This is a genomic window from Methylocaldum sp. RMAD-M, assembly GCF_017832375.1.
GTDB lineage: Bacteria > Pseudomonadota > Gammaproteobacteria > Methylococcales > Methylococcaceae > Methylocaldum.
The window spans coordinates 31,934-53,308 of the sequence record NZ_JAFIBZ010000012.1 but is presented as its reverse complement, the minus strand read 5'-3'; the positions used below and the strand labels follow the sequence as shown (position 1 = coordinate 53,308).

Genomic DNA, 21,375 nt, shown 5'->3' with positions numbered 1-21,375 from the left:
TCGTCGGACATCCTCGCCGAGTTTTTCCGCCTGGAGGAACGTCATATCACCGATCTTCTCCGGCTCTTCCTCCTGCACGCGGGGGCGGAGCAGGAAGTACACGTTGCCCTCGTCGAGTACGGTCGACTTGCACCCCTGTCATAAGCCCCTCCGGAATTTGATATATCGCAACTCATTGGGCCGGATGATAGGGCCGGTGTTGCTAGTAGGTCCGCAAACGAAATCGTACCGCTTCAAGCCGGTCTAATATTGTACCGACCGAATTCGGCCTATCTCGAACGCAACGATGATGCCTACTCTGGTTCTGGTGGCGCTCACCGTGTTCTTCTTGGCCGGCTGCGATTCCCTTCCGCGCGACAGTGCCGGGGCGCTAAACCGCGTGCGCGGTGGCGAATTGCGTGTCGGCGTGGCGGACAACCCACCCTGGGTACGCTTCGAGGGCGGCCGCGTCACGGGACTCGAACCCGAGCTGATCGAGGCTTGGGCGAAAGGCCTCGGTGCCCCCGTGACCTGGCGGAGCGGCGCAGAAGCGGAACTCATTGAAGCGCTGCATCGCCGAGAGATCGATGTACTGGCGGCGGGGCTCGACAGCGAGACGCCTTACAAATCCAAGCTCGGTCTTACGCAGCCTTACATTGAGATCGAGGATCGATACGGAACCGAGAAGAAACACGTGCTCGCCGTGACGCCAGGCGAGAGCGCGCTGCTTTTTTCGCTGGACCGATTCCTTGCCGCCCAGGACAAAGCCATGTTGCGACGCCGTGCTCAGCAGGCGCAGCAGGAGAACGCGCAGCCATGAGGCCCCTCGATGCTTTTGACCTGCCGCCCGAAAAGGAACGCGACCTAAAAAAGGCGCGGCGGTTGGAAACGTGGACATTGATCTATATCGCCTCGTCCACGACCTTTCTCGGTCTCACCATGGGCACCTCGCAAGCCATGCGGACGAGCTTCTTTGAAGACGCGTTTTCATCGGTGCCGGCGATCGCCTTTCTCGTCTGCACGCGCATCGCGTGCCGCAGAGCGAACGAGGATTTCCCTTACGGTTACCATGGCGTCGTCTCGATCGGCTATCTCACCGCCTCGCTCTCGCTCGTCGGTCTGGGCGGGTTTTTGCTGGTTGAAGCCGTGACCAAGCTGATCGCTGTCGAACGCACGACGATCGGCGGGATGACGCTTTTCGGCCATACGCTCTGGGCCGGCTGGCCTATGCTCGCGGCAATCGCTTACACGGCGATACCGAGCGTCTTTTTCGGTCGCGCGAAACTCAAGCTCGCACCCCAAATCCATGACAAAATCCTTTACGCCGACGCGAAGATGATGAAGGCCGACTGGATGGCGGAGACGGCGACGGCCGTCGGCGTGCTCGGTGTCGGCCTCGGTCTGTGGTGGCTCGATCCGGTGGCAGCCGCGCTGGTTTCCGCCGATATTCTCAAGGACGGCGTGGTCAACGTGTACGTGGCCGTGCACGACCTCATGGAGCGCCGCCCGATGAAAACCGATCGCTCGGGTCCCGAACCGCTCCCCGATGAGTTGCGCGCATGCATCGAAAGGCTCGACTGGGTCGCCGGCGCCACGGTCAGGCTGCGCGAAGTCGGGCACGTATTCTTCGGCGAAGTGTTCGTGACGCCGCGCGGTTCGCCCGAGGACTTGCCCGCGAAGATTCGTCACGCTGTGGCGGATGCGAAGTCGATCAACTGGCGGCTCCACGACGTGACAATCACGGTGCTGGACCGGCCGCCTGAGTGAGCCTGACGCTTGCCGGAGGAGGAGATTGCATGTCGAGGGCAGCGCCACTTTCGGAATTTCGGCGCCCTCGCGCAATTTTCGCCCATCCTAGAAATCTAGGATGCGGCCAGCCAGATACGTAGGTCGGCAATCCCTTGCCGACAAAGCCCTTCGCCGAGCCGATACGTCGGCAAGGGATTGCCGACCTACGTTCTCCCCTCCTGGCACGAATCCGTACACCGGGATGGAAAACGCTCTAAGTACATTCAGGGAAGTCTTGCGGCATAGGCAACCTGCAGGACAACCCCGCCAATCAAGCCAAACAGTCGAGATTCCGCAAGTATTTGCGGAATGTACTTAGGTGCGGCCAGCCAGCTTTTGTCTGTCTGCTGTTGTTTTTCCGAGATGATCAGATCAAATCAAGTCATGCTCGACGGCATACCGGATCAGGTCGGCGTTATTTTTGACGCTGAGTTTCCGCATCAGGCGCGTTTTGTGGGTGCTGACGGTTTTTTCGCTGAGGGATAACGCGTCGGCGATGTCCTGAACTCGCTTGCCCGAAGCGAAAAGACGGAGAATCTGCCGCTCTCGCTGCGAAAGTGCCGCGTGAGGAAATTGGTCCGGCACCATAGTGAAAACGATTTTTTCCGCCAGCGAAGACTCTATGAAGCGTTGACCGCTCGCTACTCTTCTTATGCCGGCAACCAAGATGCCCGGTTCGCAGTCCTTGGTGATGTAACCCGCGGCGCCGGCTTTGATCGCTTCTGCGGCGATCTGTTCCGAGGTATGCATGGTCAGGATCAGTATGGGAAGCGATGGTCTGATCTGCTGGACGCGTCTAATCAAGTCGACGCCTTGAGTGCCCGGCATGGACAAGTCCAAAACCAGAACGTCGATATCGGTACAGCGGCACTTGTCCAAGACTTCGGACGCATCCGCGGCTTCATCCACGACCGAGAAATTGACGGTTGAAGACAAAATATGAGTTATTCCATGGCGAATGATAGGGTGGTCGTCGGCTACCAGGATCTTGATCATCAATCATTCCGATTTTCAAAAAGGAGAACTTCTAGGAGGAAGCCGAATCGCAAGCCGGGTGCCTTTCCCGGGTGTACTATGGATGTCGAACTTGCCGCCCAATGCCGACACCCGTTCCCGTATTCCCAAAAGGCCAAAGGACTTGGGTTTGTGCTCGGCCGTCACATCGAAGCCGCAGCCGTCATCCTGTATTTCGACGCGAATATGATCATTCCGGGAAACCAGGAGTACGGAAGCGTGGCGGGCATTGGCATGCTTTGCCACATTGTTCAGCGATTCCTGGGCGATACGGAATATCGCGATAGCCAGTTGTTCATCAAGGACGATATCGCTCATTGTGGTTAAGACACATGGGATACCGGTGCGGGTCTCAAACTCTTTGACCAGCCATTCCAACGCGGCTGCAATGCCGAAGTCGAGTGCGCTGGGGCGCAAATCGGTCGATATGTTGCGTACGACCTGAACCGCTCTATTTACCAGGACGCCCAAGGCCTGGATCTTTTTTGCCAATTCGGAGTGGTTTTGAAGAAAGTTCATTCGTATGAAGGAAATATCCATCTTCATGGCCGTCAGGATCTGGCCCAGTTCGTCATGGATTTCCCGAGCGATCCGTTTTTTCTCTTCTTCCCTCAAATTTTCCCTGTGAGCGGCCAGGCGTTGCAAAAGTCGCCGGGAGTCGCGGATTTCTTGCTCCCGTTCCCGCAGCATGAATTCTGTTTTCTTGAGGACCGTGATGTCTCGGCAGTTCAACAGCACGCTGTGCACTGTGCCATCTGGCGAGAGCTCAGGTACATGGCGGGAGTGAAAGTGCTGTTCGCCGTCAGGGGATGGCAGGACGAACTCGGCGATTTGTTCCTTACCGCTGGCGAAAACGCTTTTTAGCGGCGACTGTAGGCATCTCACCAGATCGTCAGGTAATTCGAGGTCTTGATACGTCTTGCCCGGAAAGCTCGACGCCGGTCGGCCCAGAACGCGTTCTATGGCCGGGTTGACATAAATAAAGCGCAGAGCTCGATCAAAGCGAGCGATGATATCCGGCGAATTTTCCACGAGTGCCCGGAATTCTCGCTCGCGCCTATCCAATTCGCTTTTTAGGTACGCTCTCTCGGTAATGTCCCGTGCAATGATCAGGAAATGCCGCTCGTCCTTCGATTCGAGTTCGTCGATGGCCATTTCAACCGGAAAGAAGGTGCCGTCCTTACGCTTGCCTTGCCAAGAGCGGAATCCGGAGCCGTGAACTTTGCGCATCTCGGAATTCCGATGATTTTGGATAGGAGCGTAGTGTTTTTCGGCCTGTGTTTCCGACATCAGTTGATCGGTGCTGAGCGGCAGCACTTCGTTCAATCCGTAACCGAACATCCGGGTTGCAGCCGGATTGAGGATCTCGATTCGTCCGTACCGGTCGGTGACGATCACTCCTGATGGCACGCGGTCCAGAATTTCGTGTAAATAGAGCTCGGCTCGCAGCAAGCGTTTCGACAGTAGCCGCATCCGATGTCCGAATAGAGCGAAGAGCCCTAAAGTGGCTATGACGAGAGTGAGATTCACTTGAGGATTGACTGGAGAAAGCGAGTTTTAAGCATGTTCGGAGTTATAGCTCGCGTTTGTTGCTTGCTTGCGATAGGCGATGGAGACACGTCTGTGGACGCTGATGGATTGCCATACGGTCGAATATCGGCCGTCAGGCCGACGCGGTCAGCGGCGACAGCGATTTCGGAACCGTAAACTCGAGCGTTTTGCCGGTCCGCAGCATCGCTTCGACTTCATCGGCGGGCGTCGGTTTACTGAAGTAATACCCCTGTATTTCGTCGCAATGGCGGGTTTTCAGAAACTCGGCTTGTTCCGGCGTTTCGACACCTTCTCCGATCACCCCGAGATTGAGGCTATGGGCCAGAACGATGATGGCTTCGACGATGCGTGCATCATCGGGATCCTTGGCTAGATCGCGTATGAAAGACCGGTCTATCTTGAGATAGTCCAGCGGAAACTGTTTCAGATAGCTCAAGGAGGAGTAGCCCGTTCCGAAGTCGTCGACCGCCAACGAGATACCGAGTTGCTTCAACCGGCCCAGCACATCGGCCGCTATGGACCGGTCGCGCATCAGCATGCTTTCTGTGATTTCCAGTTCTAGGGTCTGCGGCGGAAGACCCGTTTGTTCGACGACGGCGGTAACGACCTCGACCAGATCCGGCTGTGCGAATTGGCGTGCCGATAGATTGACGGCCATTCGGTTGAAGGCCAGCCCTTTATCGCGCCATACTTTTGCTTGCGCGCAGGCAGTGCGGAAAACCCATTCGCCGATCTGAGCGATCAGACCGGTTTCCTCCGCGATCGGGATGAATTTGGCCGGTGCAATGAAGCCTTTTTGGGGATGCTGCCAACGTATCAGCGCTTCGACACCGCAGATTCGACCGGTGACAAGACTGACTCTGGGCTGATAATGCAAGGTGAATTCGCTTTGGTCCAAAGCCGTGCGCAGGTCGTTGACGATGTCCAGTCTTTCCCGAAGACAAGCGCCCATTTCGGCAGTGTAGAACCGGAACTTGCTCCGTCCTTCGTCCTTAGCCTTATACATGGACATGTCGGCATTGCGCAACAGTCCGTGAACATCGTCGCCGTCGCCGGGATAAACGGTAATACCGATGCTGGCGCTGATAAGAATATGGTGGTGCTCGATCCTGCAGGGCTGCGCGATGGCGTCCAGCAGTAATTGCGCCTTTTGCGCCGCGCACGAGGAATCGGTGATGTAGGGCAGGAGTACCGCGAATTCGTCGCCGCCCAGCCGCGCTACGGTATCTTCCTCGCGCAGGGCTTCTCTAAGGCGGCCTCCGATCAGCTTTACCAACTCGTCGCCGAAATCGTGTCCCAAGGTATCGTTCACATCCTTGAAATTGTCCAGATCGACCAAAAGCACTGCGACCAAGCTGCCATTGCGGAATGCTCTCAGCATCGCCTGCTCCAGCCGCTCGCGAAACAGGAAACGATTGGGCAATGCGGTTAGAGGATCGTGGGTGGCCTGAAATTTCAGCATCGTCTCGTACTGTTTCTGATCGGCGATGTCGCGAGCCACCGTCGACCAGTAAGCGACCCGCCCGTCGTTCCCCTTGTGGGCTATGATGACCTGGGAGAGCGGGATTTTGTTGCCGAACCGGTTGACCAGTTCCGTTTCGCCCCGCCAGACGCCGCTCTTCTCCGCCTCCGCAAGTCCTCCCCTCAGTAACGTATTGAATACTTGAGGCGGGTGAAACTGTTCGATATGCAGGGCGGAGATGTCTTCCTCCCGGCCGAGTCCCAGCATCGCGCGTCCGGCCTGATTGATGTAGATTGGTTTGTAGTCGGCGTTGACGATACCGATAAGATCCGAGGTCCCTTCCAGAATGGCCACGAGTCGGTCTCGCTCCTCCTCGCGTTGTTTTCGTTCTGTGATGTCGCGTACGGCGACGATGGTCATCAATCCTTGTTCGGTATGCAATGGACCGAGCGTTACTTCGGCGGGAAAATCGGATCCGTCGTTGCGGCGTCCCCATACTTCCCGTCCTACCGATAAGGTTTGCTTTTCCTCGCGATGAGTGTGCCATCGCGCTGAGTGCTTTGCCCGGCAAATCTCAGGAATCAATGTTTCTATCGACCGGCCGATGAGTTCTGCTCGCGGACAGGCGAAAATGGCCTCCGCTTTGGCGTTGGCCATGGCGATGCGACATGCGCTGTCGGCCAGCAAAACCCCGTCCGGCTCGAATTCCAGCAGATCCTGAAAACGTGCCTCGCTTTTCCGAAGCGCCTCGCGGGAGGCCTGGAGCCGCAGATAAGGTTCGTGCACGCCTTCGACGAAGATTCCCCGGTAAACGAGAAAATAGGCGATCGCTTTGTAAACATGACCGACAAAATTGCACAGATCGTCGACCGCCCGATATCGCGAGAAACACAACTCGCTCAAGGCCGTAACCGCCGAGGCGCCCATCAAATACGCCAGAACCCGGGGCTGCGGTCGGCGCAAGCGATAGAGCAGAACGAGAGTGACAGTGAAATAGATGAGCGTCAGTGCATATTCCGCCTTCATTTTGAAAGGCGTTAAGCCTTGTCCTGACAGAAACGTCCGCGGCCAAAAATCTTCCCGGAAAAGGCCAAGCCAGACGATGAGCGAAGCGAACGCCAGGCATCCGGCCAGTATGGCGCATCGAAATGAAAGCCGCTTCATCGGGCGCCAAGGCAGCAAGCCGGCGGCCAGGAACGTAACGGCAGCCAAGTAGCGTGCGGCCAGCCAGAAATTGATGGCTTTTTCCGGGCTGCTCGGCGTAATGAAATTCGGCATTCCCGGAAACGACAGTACGTGCATCAGGTCGAGCAAACCGACGGTCAGAAAGCCGCAGGCGAGGATCGGCAAAGTCAACGGACGATTCTCCTCATAGGCGTTCCAGCCGATGCCGAATACCATTGCGGCGATCACGATGGCGGGAATCTCCACAAGCGTGTGAAGAGCGGAATAATCGGCGAAACGGACGCCGTGTTCCTGTACGCACAGCCAGAGTCCGAAGGAAAACAGGCCGAGAGGAAGGAGCAGCAACGTAATCTGCCTTACCGTCTTCTCCGTATCGGTACCGAATACGAATACCGAGTGCCCGGACCGATCAAAGTCTATGTCTGTCATAACTTCCGTTTCCGAGAATGATGCTAATCACGATGTAGGGTTCTAAAGACCAATCGTTCAGAAAACACCGCGGTGATGGCGATGTTCGTGTATGGAGCGAGTAACTTACCGGCTCGCACCATAATCCAGGATCGCTGACGGGATATCCGAAAGCGCGATGCTGCGTTCCACCGCTCCGAGTCTCACGGCCTCTTTCGGCATGCCGTACACGACACAGGTTTCTTCGTCCTGAGCCAAGGTTCGGCTCCCGGCCTCGCGCATCTCCTTCAGGCCGCGGGCGCCGTCGTCGCCCATGCCGGTCATGATCACCCCGAAAGCATTTTTTCCGGCGGTATTGGCCACGGAGCGGAACAACACGTCCACCGACGGGCGGTGCCGATTGACCAGCGGGCCGTCAATCACGTCCACGTAATAAAGAGCGCCACTACGTTTGAGCAGCATATGGCGGCCGCCGGGTGCTATCAGTACCCGGCCGGGCAAGACCCGGTCGCCGTTGGCGGCTTCTTTGACTTCGACCGCGCTGAGCTTGTCCAGGCGGTTGGCAAAAGCGGTGGTGAATTTTTCCGGCATGTGCTGAACGACGACGATGCCGGGACAGACCCGAGGCAGAGCCGTGAGCACCGCTTCCAGAGCCTGCGTGCCGCCGGTGGAGGCGCCCAGGGCGACCACTTTGTCGGTTGTCTGCGTGAGAGGGCGATGAGAATAGGACAGCACGGCATCGGCTGTATGCTTGGGTTCGGCCTTGTGCGGCAGGCCCGCGAGCGTCAGCCGCTTGAGATCGGCCAGGGCCGCGGACTTGACGGCGTGGATCAGTTCTGCGGCGACGCTCTGCAGATGTTGCTTGATTCCCAGCTTGGCTTTGGCGACGACACCCACCGCGCCAGCGGACAAGGCTTGCAAGGAGGTTTCTGCGCCTTTCTCCGTGAGCGAGGAACAAATCACGACCGGGGTCGGGTGTTCCATCATGAGCTTCTTCAAAAAGGTGATTCCGTCCATGCGGGGCATTTCCACATCCAGGACGATGACGTCCGGCCACCGCCGTTTCATTCGCTCCATGGCGAAGAGGGGATCGGAAGCCGCGCCGATGACTTCCAGGGCGGGATCCTGGCTCAAGATATCACTGATGACCTGGCGCACTACGGCCGAGTCGTCCACGAGCATGACGCCTATTTTTTTCATTTAGATTCGTTCTTTCTTCTCGCCGTGGAAAATTCGATGAGCTCCTGGCGATGTTCGAGGCGGGTCTCGCCGCTCCAAAGTTCGAATGCCAGCTTCCTATACCCAACGCCACCCAAGTGTGCCTCGTCGATCCGGGAGCCGAGGCGATTTGCCAGGTTTCTTGCGGCTTCCACGTTGCGTGCGCTCACGTTCAGGACGGCGGGTACGGAACGGTTCGCAAACATGTTTCCGCCGCCGAACAATCGAGCGCGGTATTCGGACGACGGCGCTCCGGCGCGCAAGATTTCCCGGCGAAAGAGTTCCATAGCCTCGTCGGCATAGCGTCCGTCCGGTTCCGACGCCCGCCCGTGGCCGCGGGCCGGCAACATGTAATGGCACATGCCGCCGAGGCAGAGGCGCGGATGCCATAGAATCACGGCCACGCAGGAACCGAGCAGGGTAACCAGGCGCACTGCTCCTTGCCCGAAGTAGAAGTCGCCCGGACGCAAATGGATTTCCTGAAATCCGGGGGGCGAAACGGCGCTGCATATCATGGTTTGCGGTAAATGGTAGGGGCGACGGGTTTCAGAGTTTCATCGACACCGTTCAGGGTTTCCGCATGGCCGACGATAAAATGGCCGCCGGGTTTCAACGTCTGGATCAGACGGGCCACTATCCGTCGTTTTGCCGCCAGGTCGAAATAGATCATGACATTGCGCAGAAAGATGGCGTCAAACTCGCCGATCTTGGGGAGCGGTCCGTTCAGATTGATCTGAATGAATCGCATGCGGCTCTTCAGAGGGGTGTCGATGAGAAAAGTGCCTTTCTGAGAGCCGACTCCCTTGAGGCAATAGCGGGTCAAATGATCCCTGGGGATGTGTCTGGCCCGCTCCATGGGATAATGGCCGAGCCGGGCTTTTTCGAGGACGCGCCGACTGATGTCGGAGCCCAATACTTCCCAGGGACCGCTACCCAATCGATCGGCCAGCACCATGGCGATGCTGTAAGGCTCTTCGCCGCTGGAACAGGCCGCACTCCAGACCCGGAAGGTTTGAGCCCGGCGGTGGGAGCCGAGGATGTGGTTCTGCAAAAAATCGAAATGCCCCGGTTCGCGAAAGAAATAGGTCTCATTGGTGGTCAGTAGGTCGAGCGCGTGCTGAAGCTCCTCCGCCTCCCGTCGGTCGGTCAAGAGGCGAAAATAGTCCCCGTAACTGGTCAATCCGTGCTGGGCGAGACGCCGGGCCAATCGTCCGCATACTAGGGCTTTTTTCGCCGGCGACAGATGGATGCCGGCGATGTCGTAGAGGAGCTTTTGGTATTGGCGGAATTCATGATCGCTGAGGGTCAAAGCGTCCATGGTTCAAGAACGGTCGTTTTTCGGATAGACGATTTTGGTTTTGCGGCTCGCTCCTGACGCCGGGAAGTTCGATGGCCGATCCGGACCGACCGGGCCGTCTTGCCGCCTATTCCCCGTTTCCATGGTCTCCTTGTCCCATCTCGGCGAGCAGAGCCATCTCGTCCACGGACAGCACCTTGGCGAGATCCAGCAAGATGACAAAGCGGCCGTCGAGTTTGCCCATACCGGCGATGAAATCGGTGCGGATCTTGGCGCCGAAGGCCGGCGCCGGCTCGATTTCGGCCGGCGGAAGCTCAACGACCTCGTTCACGGCATCGACGGTCACCCCGATGTCGTGGCGTTCTTCCTCGTGTTGCACCTCCACGATGACGATACAGCTTCGCCGGGTCACCTCGGCTAGGCCGCGGCCGAAGCGCGCATAGAGATCGATGACCGGCACCACCGCGCCGCGCAGATTGATGACGCCGCGGATAAAGGTCGGGGTCATGGGTACCGGCGTGACGTGGCCGTACTCGAGGATTTCCTTGACGTGAAGAATATCTAGGGCGAACAGCTCTCCGCCCAGTTGAAAAGTCAGGTATTGCTGTGCGCTGTCCGATTCGTGGTCGATCTGCGGCGACGACTTTTGGTGCGCAATGATATTCGCCATAGCGGCTCCTCGTTATTCGGATGCTTGTCTCAAAATTTTTCGAATTCGTGCTGGCTCATGGCGTAGGTTTCCAAGAGACGTGGCGCTTGGGCGGGTTTGGGTTGACGAACGGAGGGCTTGGCCGGCGCGTCCCGGTTCTCGCCTTGTGCCAGCCTGAAGAATTCCATGAGCTGTTGCAATTGCTCGGCTTGGCTGCTCATTTCCTCGGCGGTGGCGGCAAGCTCTTCCGAGGACGAGGCGTTCTGCTGCGTGATCTGGTTGAGCTGCATCATCGCCGTGGCGATCTGGTTCACGCCGGCGGATTGTTCGTTGGAAGCCGCGGTGATCTCCTGCACCAGATCGGAGGTCTTGGCGATGGAGGGCACGATATCATCCAAGAGCTTGCCGGCTTTCTCTGCCAGTTTCACGCTGCTGTCGGCCAATTCCCCGATCTCCTGGGCGGCGACTTGGGAGCGTTCGGCCAATTTCCGCACTTCCGCCGCCACCACGGCGAAGCCCTTGCCGTGATCGCCGGCGCGGGCGGCTTCGATAGCGGCGTTCAGGGCTAGGAGATTGGTTTGGTAGGCGATGTCGTCGATGATGCCGATCCTCTGGGCGATCTGGCGCATCGCTTCGACCGTGGACTGAACCGCCTCGCCGCCTTCCTTGGCCTCGGTGGAGGCTTTGCCGGCCATGCCGTCGGTGACCCGAGCGTTCTCGGCGTTCTGGTTGATGGAGGCGGACATCTCTTCGACGGCGGCGCTGGTTTCCTCGACGCTGGCCGCTTGTTCACTGGAGGCTTGGGACAGGCTCTGGGCGGTTGCCGAGACTTCTTCCGAGGCGCTCGACAACTGGCCTGCCGCGCCGCGCACATCGGTGATGATGGCCGAGAGCTTATCCACCATGAACTTCATGGCGGCAACCACGCTGGTGGTATCGCCGTGCCGGGTCTCGACGGTGGCGGTAAGATCACCACCCGCCACCCGGCGCGCCACCTCCGCGACATAGCCGGGCTCGCCGCCAAGTTGCTTGGCGAGGTTGTTGACGAGCCACAAGCCGACCAGGGAGCCGATGAGAATGCTCGCGACGATCGTACCGATGGCAAAACTGAAGACGACGCGATAGCTTTCTTGCGCTTTGTCGAACTCCTGTTCGGCGACGGTCAATTGCAGATTGGACAGATCGGCGATCTTATCGGTGACCGGATCGATCACAGCGTAGAGCGGGCCATCGAATTCGCCGAGTTGTCCCACGATATTTCCGGTCTTGGCATCCAGTACCTCGAGCAGACGATCGATCTTTCGGTCGGACTCGCTAAACATCGACTTGACCGCGCTGACCAGTCTGCTCTCCTCTTCGGTCATGCGGGTAGCGGCGTAGGCGTTCCATTCCGTCCGGATGCGTTCGTTGGCACTGCGTATCCGCTGCCGGGCGTCTTCTGCGGTAATCAATCCGGCATTGGCCTTGTTGACCGCATCTATGATGTGGACGGCATAAGCGTCGGAAATCCTCTTCAGCTTTCTGAGAGGCACGACGCGGTCGTTATAGACGGTATGGAGCCCGGCGTTGCTTTGCTTCATGCCGGACAAACCGTTCCAGCCGATCATGATCTGAAAGGCGCAGAGCAGGAAAACCAGTCCGAGTAACCGGGTTCTGACGGTGAATCGATGGAATGCAGTCATTTTTGTTCTTCCTTTTTGTCGTGTGGGAAGTGATCGTTGTGTGTTTGCGTATTGCCTTCTCGTGCTTCCGAGCTGTCGTTTGCCGTTGGCTAGAGAAGGGTTCGCTTTCAGGCTGCTTTTTGAGCTTCCAGACCGGCGGCATACTGGATCAGCGAAAGCACATCCAGAATCAGCGCCACTTCGCCGGAGCCCAGGATGGTGAAGCCGCTGACGCCGCGCACCTTGCCGAATAGCTTGCCGAGCGGCTTGATCACGGTCTGGAACTCGCCCATTAGTTCGTCTACCAAAAGCCCCGCCTTTTGCCCGCCGAAGTGCGTCACGACGATGTTCTGACGGCGGGAGGTTTGGCCGTGTATCTTGAAGTGTTCGCGCAGGTTGAGGATGGGCAATACCTCACCCCTAAGATTCACATAGCAGCCGTGGCGCTGTTCCCGTTCATCAAGCTCTACGCATTCCGATACCACTTCCAGGGGAATCACATAGGAGCAGCCGGCGACGCTCACCAGGAAGCCGTCGATAATCGCCAGGGTCAAAGGCAGGCGAATGCGTACGGTCGAGCCTTGGCCCTGACGACTGTTGATTTCCACCATGCCGCGGAGCGCTTCGATATTGCGCCGCACGACGTCCATGCCGACGCCGCGTCCGGACAGGTTGCTGATCGTGTCGGCGGTGGAAAAACCGGGCTCGAAGATCAAGTTGTAAATCTCTTGCTCGCTCAGGTTTTGGCCGGCGTTCACCAGTCCCCGCTCTATTGCCTTGCTCAATATTTTGTCGCGATTCAATCCTCCGCCGTCATCGGTCACTTCGATGACGATGCTGCTGGACTCGTGATAGGCGTTGAGCCGAACCGTACCCTTTGCCGGCTTGCCGGCAGCGACACGCCTATCGGTAGACTCGATTCCGTGGTCGATCGCGTTGCGCACCAGATGAGTGAGGGGATCGCCGATCTTTTCCACCACGGTTTTGTCCAGTTCGGTTTCAGCGCCGCTAATCTGGAGTTCGATGTCTTTGCCGAGTTCTTTGGAAACATCCCGGACAATGCGATTGAAGCGGTTGAAGGTTTCGCCAATCTGCACCATGCGCAACTGAAGGGTGCCGCCGCGGACTTCCTCGACCAGGCGCAGAATGGTGGAAAGCGCTTCTTGCAGTTCGCTGTCGTTCGTTCTCTGCGCCAGCAGGGATGCCGTCGCGCCGGCAATGACCAATTCGCCCACCTGATTGATGAGTTGGTCCAGCTTTCCGGAATCGACACGGATGAATCGGGATTCGCCGATTTTTGCGTCGCGGATTTTCTTTTGTTTTTCAAGAGCCGCTTCGACGACCGGTTGTTGCAGCATGCCTTCCTGCACCAGTATTTCGCCCATAGGCGGATGTCTTTGAGTTCTGGCGTCAATCTCGTTTTGCAGGGCCAGCGCTTCTTCGATTTCCCGAGGGGTGACGGCATCGGCTTCGATCAGGATCTCGCCCACCTTGTCCGCTTCTGCTTTGAGAGCTTCGATGCGTTCAATGGCGACTTCGGCGAAAGCGGGTGGCGGGGTAATGCGGATATGGCAATCCTCCCGTACGAACTCGAAGACGTTTTCGATGGTTTGTTTGTCCGCAGCGCTTCTGAAGTCGATTTCGAAACCGAGGTAACAGCTCTCTGGATCCATGAGCTCGGCGGGCGGAAGCCGTTCCGTTTTGGTTGCGAGATGAACGATTTCCCCGAGATTGCAGAGGTAGCGTATAAACGATGCCGGGTCGAAGCCGTTGCGCAGGACGTTTTCGCCGAAATCCACGACGATGCGCCAGCAGTCGCCGGACACGGCAGCTTCGCCGCAAACCTCTACCGGTGCGGGCGCTTTGGCCGGGAGGCGACCGGCATCGCTACTAGCATCGGATGTCTCAAGATAGGCGCGTAATCGATGGAGCAGCCCGACGCCGTTGGACGTTGGGTCGACGTCTGATTCGGAGCCCGCCGCTGCAGCATCGATGAGCACCGAGATTTCGTCGCACGATTGGAGTAAGAGATTGGTCAAATCCGGCTGAGTCAGGATTTCGCCGGCGCGCATCCGATCCAGCACGTTTTCCACGACATGGGTGAAGGAGACGATGCCGTCAAGACCGAACAAGCCTGCCGAACCTTTGATGGTATGGGCAGCGCGAAAAATCGCGTTCAGGATGTCCGGATCGTCCGGCGTCTGTTCCAGCCCCAGGAGCCCTTCTTCCATTTCTTGGAGTAGGGCGCGACCTTCTTCGATGAAGACCGGTAGTGCTTGATCCAGGTTCATGACGACCGTCCTCCCGTACCGTGCGCGGCGGTGATGACCAGCGGATCGCCGAAGAACCCCGCCAGGTTATACAGCTCGATCAATTCCAGAACAGCTGGGCTGTGCGAGGTCAGGCGAAGATTGCCGCCGGTACGATCGGTTTCCCTCTTGGCCAGCATGAGGAGTTGAAATCCCGCTGTGTCGATTTCGCTGATGCCGGATAAGTCGATTTCCAGTTCGTTTCCGGCTTGCAGCATCGTCAGGAGTGGCTGTTTGATCTCCGCGGCATGATAGATGGTCAGTTCGCCAGAGAGACGCAATGCCCCGCCGTCTTCTGTGAATTCGATGGCCATGGCTAACGCTCTCTTAGGGGGCGATCAATTTCGATACGGCATCCAGCATTTGGGCAGGCTGGAATGGCTTGACGACCCAAGCCTTGGCGCCGGCCGCCTTACCCTCGGCCATCTTGCTTTCTTGAGACTCGGTGGTGAGCATGATCACCGGAGTGAACTTGTAAGCGGGAAGCTGTTTCGCTTCTCTGACGAAGCTTATTCCGTCCATATTGGGCATGTTGACATCGCTGATGATCAGGTGGATTCGTTGCCCGTTCAGCTTGGTCAGGGCGTCTTGGCCGTCGCGGGCTTCGATGACGTCATAGCCCGCTCCTTTCAGGGCGATGCTCACGACCTGGCGAAGCGAAGCCGAATCGTCGACGATGAGAATGGTTTTGGCCACGGAGCTACTCCTTATGGATTAAAAGAAGGTAATGTTTGCGGATCGATCGGAACTGACAGGCTGTACGCCGGGGTGGTGCCGGCGTTGCTCTTCGGTGGTATAGGTTTGCGCCAATTCCTTGAGCCAAAGCTTGGCATCGATCGTTTCTTTTCCGGATGCTTCGGAAATACATGCATGGAGCTTTTCCAAATCGTCGCGCACGTGCCCCAGAATTTGGCTAACCCGGTCCTGGAATTGCAGCGAAACCAGAATGTCCGATAGCTCGTTCTTGATCTCTACGCTTTTTCCTTGAAGGATCTCGGCGGATTGGCACAAAGCGCCGCCCGCCTTGCTGAATTGGTCGAGAACACGGTTGATCGCGGTCTCGGAATCGGTCAGCAATTTCACGTCTTGATTGGCAGTTTTTTCGGAAAGCTCCAATGCCGAGGTGATGGCCTCGTTGATGACATTCACCCGTTCGCTGATCCGTTTTCCGGTTTCTCCGGAAAACGTCGACAATTTCCGTACTTCATCCGCGACGACCGCAAATCCTCTTCCGGCCTCCCCCGCGCGTGCGGCTTCGATGGCCGCGTTAAGGGCCAGCAAGTTGGTCTGCCCGGCGACATTGGCGACTTCCGCTGCCATCTGTTTCAACTCTTCCGTGAAGTGGGACAGTTGCAGGATTTCGTGCATCGCCATCCGCCTCATGTCGAGAGCGGTCTTTAAAGAGGCGAGAACTGAGTTCAATTCGTTTTGGCTCTGCGTTAGAAGCGAAACCATGCCGCTGTCGCCCGCTTGTCCACCGATATCCAAGGCCGCTTCTTGCGAAGCGATCACCGTGGTTTGTAGGTCGTGCGCAATATCGGCAAAGCGGTCGCTGAGTATGACTATGGCCTCTTCCATCTGCGACCGCCCCATCTCGATCTGGCCGGACCACACGGGCAATACGGCCGTACATAATTTGTCCAGGCTGTGGATGTGTTCGCGCTGCTCTTTCCGTTCGGCCAACAGAATGGCATTGCTTTCGCTTATCGCCGCCGCTAACCCTCGCTCGGACCGCGCGGCGAGCAGACGAACGGGCAGCAGCGCCATGAGTAGCAAGATGCCGCCTCCGATCAGGCTGCCGGCGCTCCAATTTCCTATCAGCGTCGTTATGAGAAAACCGCCCATCCCAAGGCAACCCGCATAACACCATAAGGCTTTGTTCGGTAAATGGTCGGAGGTGGAGAATTCGCGGGTGGCGTATAACTCCTTTTCACTGTGCATCTGTGTTTTCACTCCTGGTGGTTTTCGATTTCCGAATTACCGTGTCCGTGTTACATGCCGGCTCTTGTCACGTCCTAGAACCGTTTTCATTAGTCAAAATAAAGCTCGCACCCTCGGTAACTGCATAGCGGTTAAAGAGGGCGTTATTTGGGTAAGGTTGTTATTTCAGTGCTGGGGATAAGAGGATTCGCGGCAAACTGCCACTATGTATCCCTAAAGGTCGACACTATCGGCACTCCTTATCGAGTCGGATATGTGGCCATGCGTGCATATGACACGATTGTCTATGACGCTGAGCACAGCCGTTTGTGTCGGCGGGAAGAGTCCAAGATGGCCCGTGCTGGGGCTGCTGTTCGAAAATTTTCCCGGTACATCGACTTGCGGCCGCAGCCTTGATTTCCGTGACGATTCCGGGGCTATATTCAAACTAATCAGACCAGGCGGTCGTAGCCATTAGCAATTGAAACTTTCCCGAGCATTTTTCCAGCGAATGTAAGTCTGGTACGGATATCACAGAATGAAAGTAAGAAAATTCTGATTTTTTTGTAGGAAAAACGGAATTAGATGTAGGGGTGTCGGATGCTTGCCGTCTCGAAGGTATGGTTCGCCAAAGCGTGCAGGCTAAGGGAGGGAGAGAGGGGGTGAGTCCGTCAAGGTGGTGTAAATTCCGAGGGTGAACTCCGGTTCACTCTCACAACTGGATTGCAGCGTGCGTCCATCCAAAATCGCAGCCTTCGGCTGCGGTTTTCGCCCCTGAGCCAGGCGCAAACCTTCGCGGAGATCGTGCACGATCGCCTCGAAGCAGCCCGCCGCGAGCCAACGCCGGGTCTGCCGATAGACGGCTCCTCACGGCGGCAAGTCATGCGGCAACATTCGCCAGGGCTCACCAGTCCGCACCAACCAACGCAAGCAATTGACGATTTCGCGCAGATCGTGCTGGCGTTGGGGCGCGTCCGCCTTCATCAAGGTTGAATAAGGGACCACGAACGTCCATTCGTCGTCCGAAACATCGCTGGGGTAAGGTTTTCGAGTAAGCATCCCTGCAGTACCTTGCCCACAGCAAAAAGTTCATAACACGCTCTGGAGTGTCAGACAGGAAACTGACACATTATTCGACAATAAGCACGCAAATCAGGAAAGCCGCGGGCTGTAACGTTTCTTTCACAATCTTATCCACGGACTTTTCCACCCGAACTGTGGATAAACGGATGCATTCCGAGGCTCTTGCCTACCCCACTGTCATTGGTCCGATTTATTCGGACGCGGTGAAGCCTTTGGAGAACTGTTCCAACAGGACTTTGGCGTATTCCAATGCATCATCATGTACGCGAATCGCCCTCGACATATCGGTGATGAGGCGATCCGTAAGCTTAGTATCGTTCAGCAGTTGGCCCAGTTCGTTCCGGGTTTCTGGAGAAGAAATGGTTGCGACATCGCGCCCCAGAAGCCATGCGCCACTCAGCTCGATGTCATAGTCGACTGATTCCAGCACGGTCGATGCGTCTTCGTAGATTCGGTCCTGGTTACCCGCCTCGTGATACCGACGGAGTAGTGTGAGCAGATCGATGGCGTCCTTGGGATCTTCTCGGCCACGGTCAACCCAAGCAAAGAGCTTGAGGATGGCAATCCCAGCGACGGAAGCTACCGATACGATAAGTCTAGGTTCAACTTCAACTGGCACCGCGGATACCAAGGCATCTCGGTAGCCGGCGACATTCATTAGGATACTCATGTCCGGCGGCCAAGCGATGGTATTTTTTTCGACTTCGAGCCCACCAAACGGGATTAAATCCACGACGAATTTACGCCTACAGCCTTCTGGTTGGTAAAGCAGCCGCTGCATTACCCGTTCCATTTCTTGAAAACCGGTGCCGGTGACAAGATACCTCTTGATTGCCTTAAACTGGTCCCAGTTTTCAACCGCAAAAGCAAAATCGATATCGCGGGTAGCACGTTCAGCCTGCAGCCCGAATACGTGCTCAAGCAAGATGATTCTGGCGGTTGCTCCTACCAGGAAGGCTTCCAGACCCAGAGCAACTGATGCATTCTGAATTTCTCTTAGGACCGCGAGGGTAATGGGGTCGATCGGGCGCTCAGCCCTGGGTGCCAGAACCATCGATGCTCTGCTCGTAGATCATGTGCGCCGTTTCAAGATTCCGCGGATCGAGGGTGGCGAGAAGGTCCGCGTAGACGAGGATCGGTGGCACGGTTTCGGACAGGGTGTCATCGGCTGGAAAATTCCAGAAGGCATCCAATACCTCGATTTCACCTTTAGGATCGGCACGCAGCTTGTTTTCGACCACTAGCTTCGTGAGGTTTTGACGAACGTTTTCGGGTCGGAAATATAGAGTGAAGGTGTTGGGCCTCAAATAGCCGGTCAGCTTGTCGGCCGCGACTTCGCCGCCCCATTGGGCTCCGTACTGGGTGACATCGACTTGCCGCCACCAGTCCGGAGTCGAAGCCTGAAACCGTCTTGGGTTTAACTTCGGACGGAGCTTGATGGGGTAGTTGGTCACCCATTCGTCAATCAATCGCTTGCGCTCCAGAATGCGTCGCTCGCCCATTCCCTTGCCGATTATGGCGTAACCCCTGTTATTCAGATCTAAAAAAACCTCTCCCACCGTCCCCAGCGCAACGCCGGCCGCTCGATTGATCTCGCGATAAGGTGCATTGACCAACTCGGGACGGCATAGCAGGACGAATATCACTCTAAGGGCAGTTGCAGTACCTGCACGAGGTGGTTCCGCAGTCGTGATATCCATCCCCTCCTTGGCTCGAGGGCGCAGTCCTTTCACGAAGATAAACAGGCCTAGGTCATGAAGATAGGCGTTGCCGTTGGCATCGATGAACTGCACGTCCAGTTCACGGCATTTGTCGGCCATTTCAGCGGTGATCCGCGGGGCCACGAGTAAGCCGGGCTGCTGAAATGAATCGAATCGGTTCCTGACTTGGCCGATCGCGGTAAAGCGATCGATTCGTTTGATTTCAGCCCTATAACGATGGGGCTGACCGGCTACGTCGATTTCCACGGCTGCATCGACTCTGACTCCCCGTTCCGATAAGGGCTCCGCGGCGATGATTTTCCCGGTCAAGCCAGTGGTTTCCTGCAGTGCGGCTAAGGCACGCTCCAGGAGGGCTTGCTCTTGGTGATGCAGGGATTCTTCTCGATAGCGAAGCGGCATGTTCACATTTAATCATTTGTTCACGTAACGTGAACATTATAAGACAGCGAACACAAGATCAAGCGAAATGTTCACGTAATGATCATGTTCACGATGCATGAACATGATCATTACGTGAACGTCGCGGGCAATCAGAAGACGGAGTATCTATGAACTGAAAATCGCGTCGGCGCCCGCCTCGATAGAGCCAAGCATGAGTTCAGATAGATTTCCGATAGCCACGGAAGAGCCCTATATGGCCAGAAATAGAGGCTGCTCTCATTGTCTGAAATTCGGCCATTTGCGGCCATTCAGTCTGTCCAATACCTGTCGGTCACGAACGACTGCTTTCCTCAACGTCGAGCGAGCAGCACGTGCCCGAATGAGCCACTCGGCCAGGGACTCCGAACAGTAGCAAACCGAGACAAAGCGGATGTTTGGTTGTGACAGGAAACCGTCCAAAGCTAGCGCAATGATGACGCGCTGCACGAGGGGGTGTCACTTTCGCCGTTCAGTCTTTTTCACGGGCCGGCCTCCGCTCGACCGACGCGCCTCAACCTTACATTGCTCACGCCCAGCAGGCTTTCCCTTTCTATGGTGGACAAATAGGGCGTGGCGGGGGCGGCTTACTGGATCTAGCGAGAAGATTGGACGGCGCCTACAGTCCGGGCAGCCAGTTGTGCGCCTCACTCTGGCAATGCGGCACTAGGCATAGTGACCCAGTGATTGTGGAGGCGTCTTCACCACCGCTTTAACCAGGGCTGGATGGCTTGTAGCTTTCGGGCCACCACCCCGTAATCGACGGGCATGGTTCTGAGCTGGTCGAGCTTCGGCACGTCGGGCGGGGTTTCCACGCCAGGGTGCAGTGGAATTTGGGCGCAGTCGGCGAAAGCCAGCTTGCGCTCGGTGTCCGGAGACAGGAGGTAATCGACGAGCTTGCGGGCGGCCTCCGGGTGCGGCGCGCCCCGGATCGGCACGACGGCGTTGGGCAGGATCAGGCAACCCGGTTCGCCCTCGCCCTGGTCCGGGCAGATCATCTCGACGGGTTTGCCCTGGCGCATGCGGTTGACCGCGTCATCGCTGTCCACCAAACTGAACTCGAATTCCCCGGCGGCCACCAGGTCCGCGCTTTCGCCATTGCTGGTGGAAATCTTGGTGCCGTTCCTTTTTAGGGCGTCCATAAACCCTTTGGTCCGCTCATCGCCCCACAGCGTGAACAGGGCCGCCACATGGGTGGCGGTCGTGCCGAACAAGGGATTGGCAATAACGCCTTTGCCCGCCCACTTGGGATCGGTATAGGCGGCGAGGCTTTGCGGCTTGAGGCGGGCCTTGTGGTGGACGATAAACACCCGCGCCCTTGCGGAAAAGCCGGTCCAGTACCCTTCGGGGTCCTTGAAGACCTTAGGGATGCCTTCGCCATTGGGGGACCGGTAAGGCGCCGAAACACCCCGCTGCTTCAGGACTTCCGCCCGGATCGGTTCGTTCGCCCAATAGACGTCCGCCTGCGGGTTGTTCTTCTCGGCGAGCAGCCGGTTCATGACGCCGGTACCCTTGGTTTCCTCGGTGTCGTACACCGCTTTGACGCGGATGCCGGTATCCCGCTCGAAATCCCTGAGGATCGGTTCCGAGAACACTTGATCCTCGCTGGCATAAACCACGACCGTGGCTTCCGCGCCCACGGCAGTCCGGACGAGCGCCAGGCTCAGCAGCAGCGATAGCCATCTGTAGGATTGCATTGTCATCGTTGCCTCC

At 57.3% G+C, this 21,375-nt stretch carries 17 protein-coding genes and 1 pseudogene; 2 read left to right on the top strand and 16 right to left on the bottom strand.

Annotated elements, in window-relative coordinates:
- Window positions 1–286: 286 nt before the first annotated feature.
- Both JOD69_RS13240 and JOD69_RS13235 read left to right on the top strand, forming a co-directional pair.
- Window positions 287–799 (top strand): transporter substrate-binding domain-containing protein, encoded by a 513-nt coding sequence (locus JOD69_RS13240; RefSeq protein WP_077732402.1) that lies wholly within the window; start codon window positions 287–289, stop codon window positions 797–799.
- On the top strand, window positions 796–1,746 hold the full coding sequence (locus JOD69_RS13235) for a cation transporter (RefSeq protein ID WP_086134189.1): 951 nt from the start codon (window positions 796–798) through the stop codon (window positions 1,744–1,746). Before JOD69_RS13240 ends, JOD69_RS13235 begins: the two co-directional genes overlap by 4 nt.
- 393 nt (window positions 1,747–2,139) lie before the next feature.
- Here JOD69_RS13235 and JOD69_RS13230 read toward each other — a convergent pair whose 3' ends face one another.
- The 16 genes and pseudogenes from JOD69_RS13230 to JOD69_RS13155 form a co-directional block, all read right to left on the bottom strand.
- On the bottom strand, window positions 2,140–2,763 hold the full coding sequence (locus JOD69_RS13230; protein WP_077732404.1) for a response regulator transcription factor: 624 nt from the start codon (window positions 2,761–2,763) through the stop codon (window positions 2,140–2,142).
- Window positions 2,764–2,778: 15 nt separating this feature from the next.
- Window positions 2,779–4,254: a PAS domain S-box protein gene (locus JOD69_RS13225; protein ID WP_210023988.1), complete on the bottom strand. Its 1,476-nt coding sequence runs from the start codon at window positions 4,252–4,254 to the stop codon at window positions 2,779–2,781.
- Between the two features lie 190 nt (window positions 4,255–4,444).
- A complete protein-coding gene (locus JOD69_RS13220) occupies window positions 4,445–7,408 on the bottom strand; it encodes an EAL domain-containing protein (protein ID WP_210023987.1) in 2,964 nt (987 codons plus the stop codon).
- Window positions 7,409–7,513: 105 nt separating this feature from the next.
- Window positions 7,514–8,587 (bottom strand): chemotaxis response regulator protein-glutamate methylesterase, encoded by a 1,074-nt coding sequence (locus JOD69_RS13215; protein WP_210023986.1) that lies wholly within the window; start codon window positions 8,585–8,587, stop codon window positions 7,514–7,516.
- Window positions 8,584–9,120: a chemotaxis protein CheD gene (locus JOD69_RS13210; RefSeq protein ID WP_210023985.1), complete on the bottom strand. Its 537-nt coding sequence runs from the start codon at window positions 9,118–9,120 to the stop codon at window positions 8,584–8,586. Before JOD69_RS13210 ends, JOD69_RS13215 begins: the two co-directional genes overlap by 4 nt.
- On the bottom strand, window positions 9,117–9,923 hold the full coding sequence (locus tag JOD69_RS13205) for a protein-glutamate O-methyltransferase CheR (protein WP_210023984.1): 807 nt from the start codon (window positions 9,921–9,923) through the stop codon (window positions 9,117–9,119). The genes JOD69_RS13210 and JOD69_RS13205 overlap by 4 nt, the downstream gene beginning before the upstream one ends.
- 106 nt (window positions 9,924–10,029) lie before the next feature.
- Window positions 10,030–10,572 carry a chemotaxis protein CheW gene (locus JOD69_RS13200; RefSeq protein ID WP_086134196.1) on the bottom strand — a complete coding sequence of 181 codons (543 nt, stop codon included), beginning with the start codon at window positions 10,570–10,572 and terminating at the stop codon, window positions 10,030–10,032.
- 29 nt (window positions 10,573–10,601) lie between these two features.
- Window positions 10,602–12,233 carry a methyl-accepting chemotaxis protein gene (locus tag JOD69_RS13195; protein WP_077732411.1) on the bottom strand — a complete coding sequence of 544 codons (1,632 nt, stop codon included), beginning with the start codon at window positions 12,231–12,233 and terminating at the stop codon, window positions 10,602–10,604.
- Between the two features lie 107 nt (window positions 12,234–12,340).
- The gene (locus JOD69_RS13190; RefSeq protein WP_086134197.1) at window positions 12,341–14,503 is read right to left on the bottom strand and encodes a chemotaxis protein CheA; all 2,163 of its coding nucleotides are present in this window, start codon (window positions 14,501–14,503) and stop codon (window positions 12,341–12,343) included.
- Entirely contained in the window at window positions 14,500–14,835 is a 336-nt protein-coding gene (locus tag JOD69_RS13185) for an STAS domain-containing protein (protein ID WP_086134198.1), read from the bottom strand. Before JOD69_RS13185 ends, JOD69_RS13190 begins: the two co-directional genes overlap by 4 nt.
- A 13-nt stretch (window positions 14,836–14,848) precedes the next feature.
- Entirely contained in the window at window positions 14,849–15,217 is a 369-nt protein-coding gene (locus JOD69_RS13180; RefSeq protein ID WP_086134199.1) for a response regulator, read from the bottom strand.
- Window positions 15,218–15,235: 18 nt separating this feature from the next.
- A complete protein-coding gene (locus JOD69_RS13175) occupies window positions 15,236–16,462 on the bottom strand; it encodes a methyl-accepting chemotaxis protein (protein WP_086134200.1) in 1,227 nt (408 codons plus the stop codon).
- A 681-nt stretch (window positions 16,463–17,143) separates the two neighbouring features.
- A pseudogene (locus JOD69_RS24700) lies at window positions 17,144–17,500 on the bottom strand (transposase); the annotation flags it as partial.
- A 214-nt stretch (window positions 17,501–17,714) separates the two neighbouring features.
- Window positions 17,715–18,578: a nucleotidyl transferase AbiEii/AbiGii toxin family protein gene (locus tag JOD69_RS13165; protein ID WP_210023983.1), complete on the bottom strand. Its 864-nt coding sequence runs from the start codon at window positions 18,576–18,578 to the stop codon at window positions 17,715–17,717.
- Window positions 18,556–19,644 carry a type IV toxin-antitoxin system AbiEi family antitoxin gene (locus JOD69_RS13160; RefSeq protein ID WP_086134203.1) on the bottom strand — a complete coding sequence of 363 codons (1,089 nt, stop codon included), beginning with the start codon at window positions 19,642–19,644 and terminating at the stop codon, window positions 18,556–18,558. Before JOD69_RS13160 ends, JOD69_RS13165 begins: the two co-directional genes overlap by 23 nt.
- Window positions 19,645–20,363: 719 nt before the next feature.
- On the bottom strand, window positions 20,364–21,365 hold the full coding sequence (locus JOD69_RS13155; RefSeq protein WP_205781052.1) for an extracellular solute-binding protein: 1,002 nt from the start codon (window positions 21,363–21,365) through the stop codon (window positions 20,364–20,366).
- Between the last annotated feature and the right edge of the window lie 10 nt (window positions 21,366–21,375).

Coding starts and splice junctions, on each gene's coding strand:
- JOD69_RS13240 (WP_077732402.1), top strand. CDS start 287: ATGATGCCTACTCTGGTTCTGGTGGCGCTCACCGTGTTCTTCTTGGCC.
- JOD69_RS13235 (WP_086134189.1), top strand. CDS start 796: ATGAGGCCCCTCGATGCTTTTGACCTGCCGCCCGAAAAGGAACGCGAC.
- JOD69_RS13230 (WP_077732404.1), bottom strand. CDS start 2,763: ATGATCAAGATCCTGGTAGCCGACGACCACCCTATCATTCGCCATGGA.
- JOD69_RS13225 (WP_210023988.1), bottom strand. CDS start 4,254: ATGCGGCTACTGTCGAAACGCTTGCTGCGAGCCGAGCTCTATTTACAC.
- JOD69_RS13220 (WP_210023987.1), bottom strand. CDS start 7,408: ATGACAGACATAGACTTTGATCGGTCCGGGCACTCGGTATTCGTATTC.
- JOD69_RS13215 (WP_210023986.1), bottom strand. CDS start 8,587: ATGAAAAAAATAGGCGTCATGCTCGTGGACGACTCGGCCGTAGTGCGC.
- JOD69_RS13210 (WP_210023985.1), bottom strand. CDS start 9,120: ATGATATGCAGCGCCGTTTCGCCCCCCGGATTTCAGGAAATCCATTTG.
- JOD69_RS13205 (WP_210023984.1), bottom strand. CDS start 9,923: ATGGACGCTTTGACCCTCAGCGATCATGAATTCCGCCAATACCAAAAG.
- JOD69_RS13200 (WP_086134196.1), bottom strand. CDS start 10,572: ATGGCGAATATCATTGCGCACCAAAAGTCGTCGCCGCAGATCGACCAC.
- JOD69_RS13195 (WP_077732411.1), bottom strand. CDS start 12,233: ATGACTGCATTCCATCGATTCACCGTCAGAACCCGGTTACTCGGACTG.
- JOD69_RS13190 (WP_086134197.1), bottom strand. CDS start 14,503: ATGAACCTGGATCAAGCACTACCGGTCTTCATCGAAGAAGGTCGCGCC.
- JOD69_RS13185 (WP_086134198.1), bottom strand. CDS start 14,835: ATGGCCATCGAATTCACAGAAGACGGCGGGGCATTGCGTCTCTCTGGC.
- JOD69_RS13175 (WP_086134200.1), bottom strand. CDS start 16,462: ATGCACAGTGAAAAGGAGTTATACGCCACCCGCGAATTCTCCACCTCC.
- JOD69_RS13165 (WP_210023983.1), bottom strand. CDS start 18,578: ATGGTTCTGGCACCCAGGGCTGAGCGCCCGATCGACCCCATTACCCTC.
- JOD69_RS13160 (WP_086134203.1), bottom strand. CDS start 19,644: ATGCCGCTTCGCTATCGAGAAGAATCCCTGCATCACCAAGAGCAAGCC.
- JOD69_RS13155 (WP_205781052.1), bottom strand. CDS start 21,365: ATGACAATGCAATCCTACAGATGGCTATCGCTGCTGCTGAGCCTGGCG.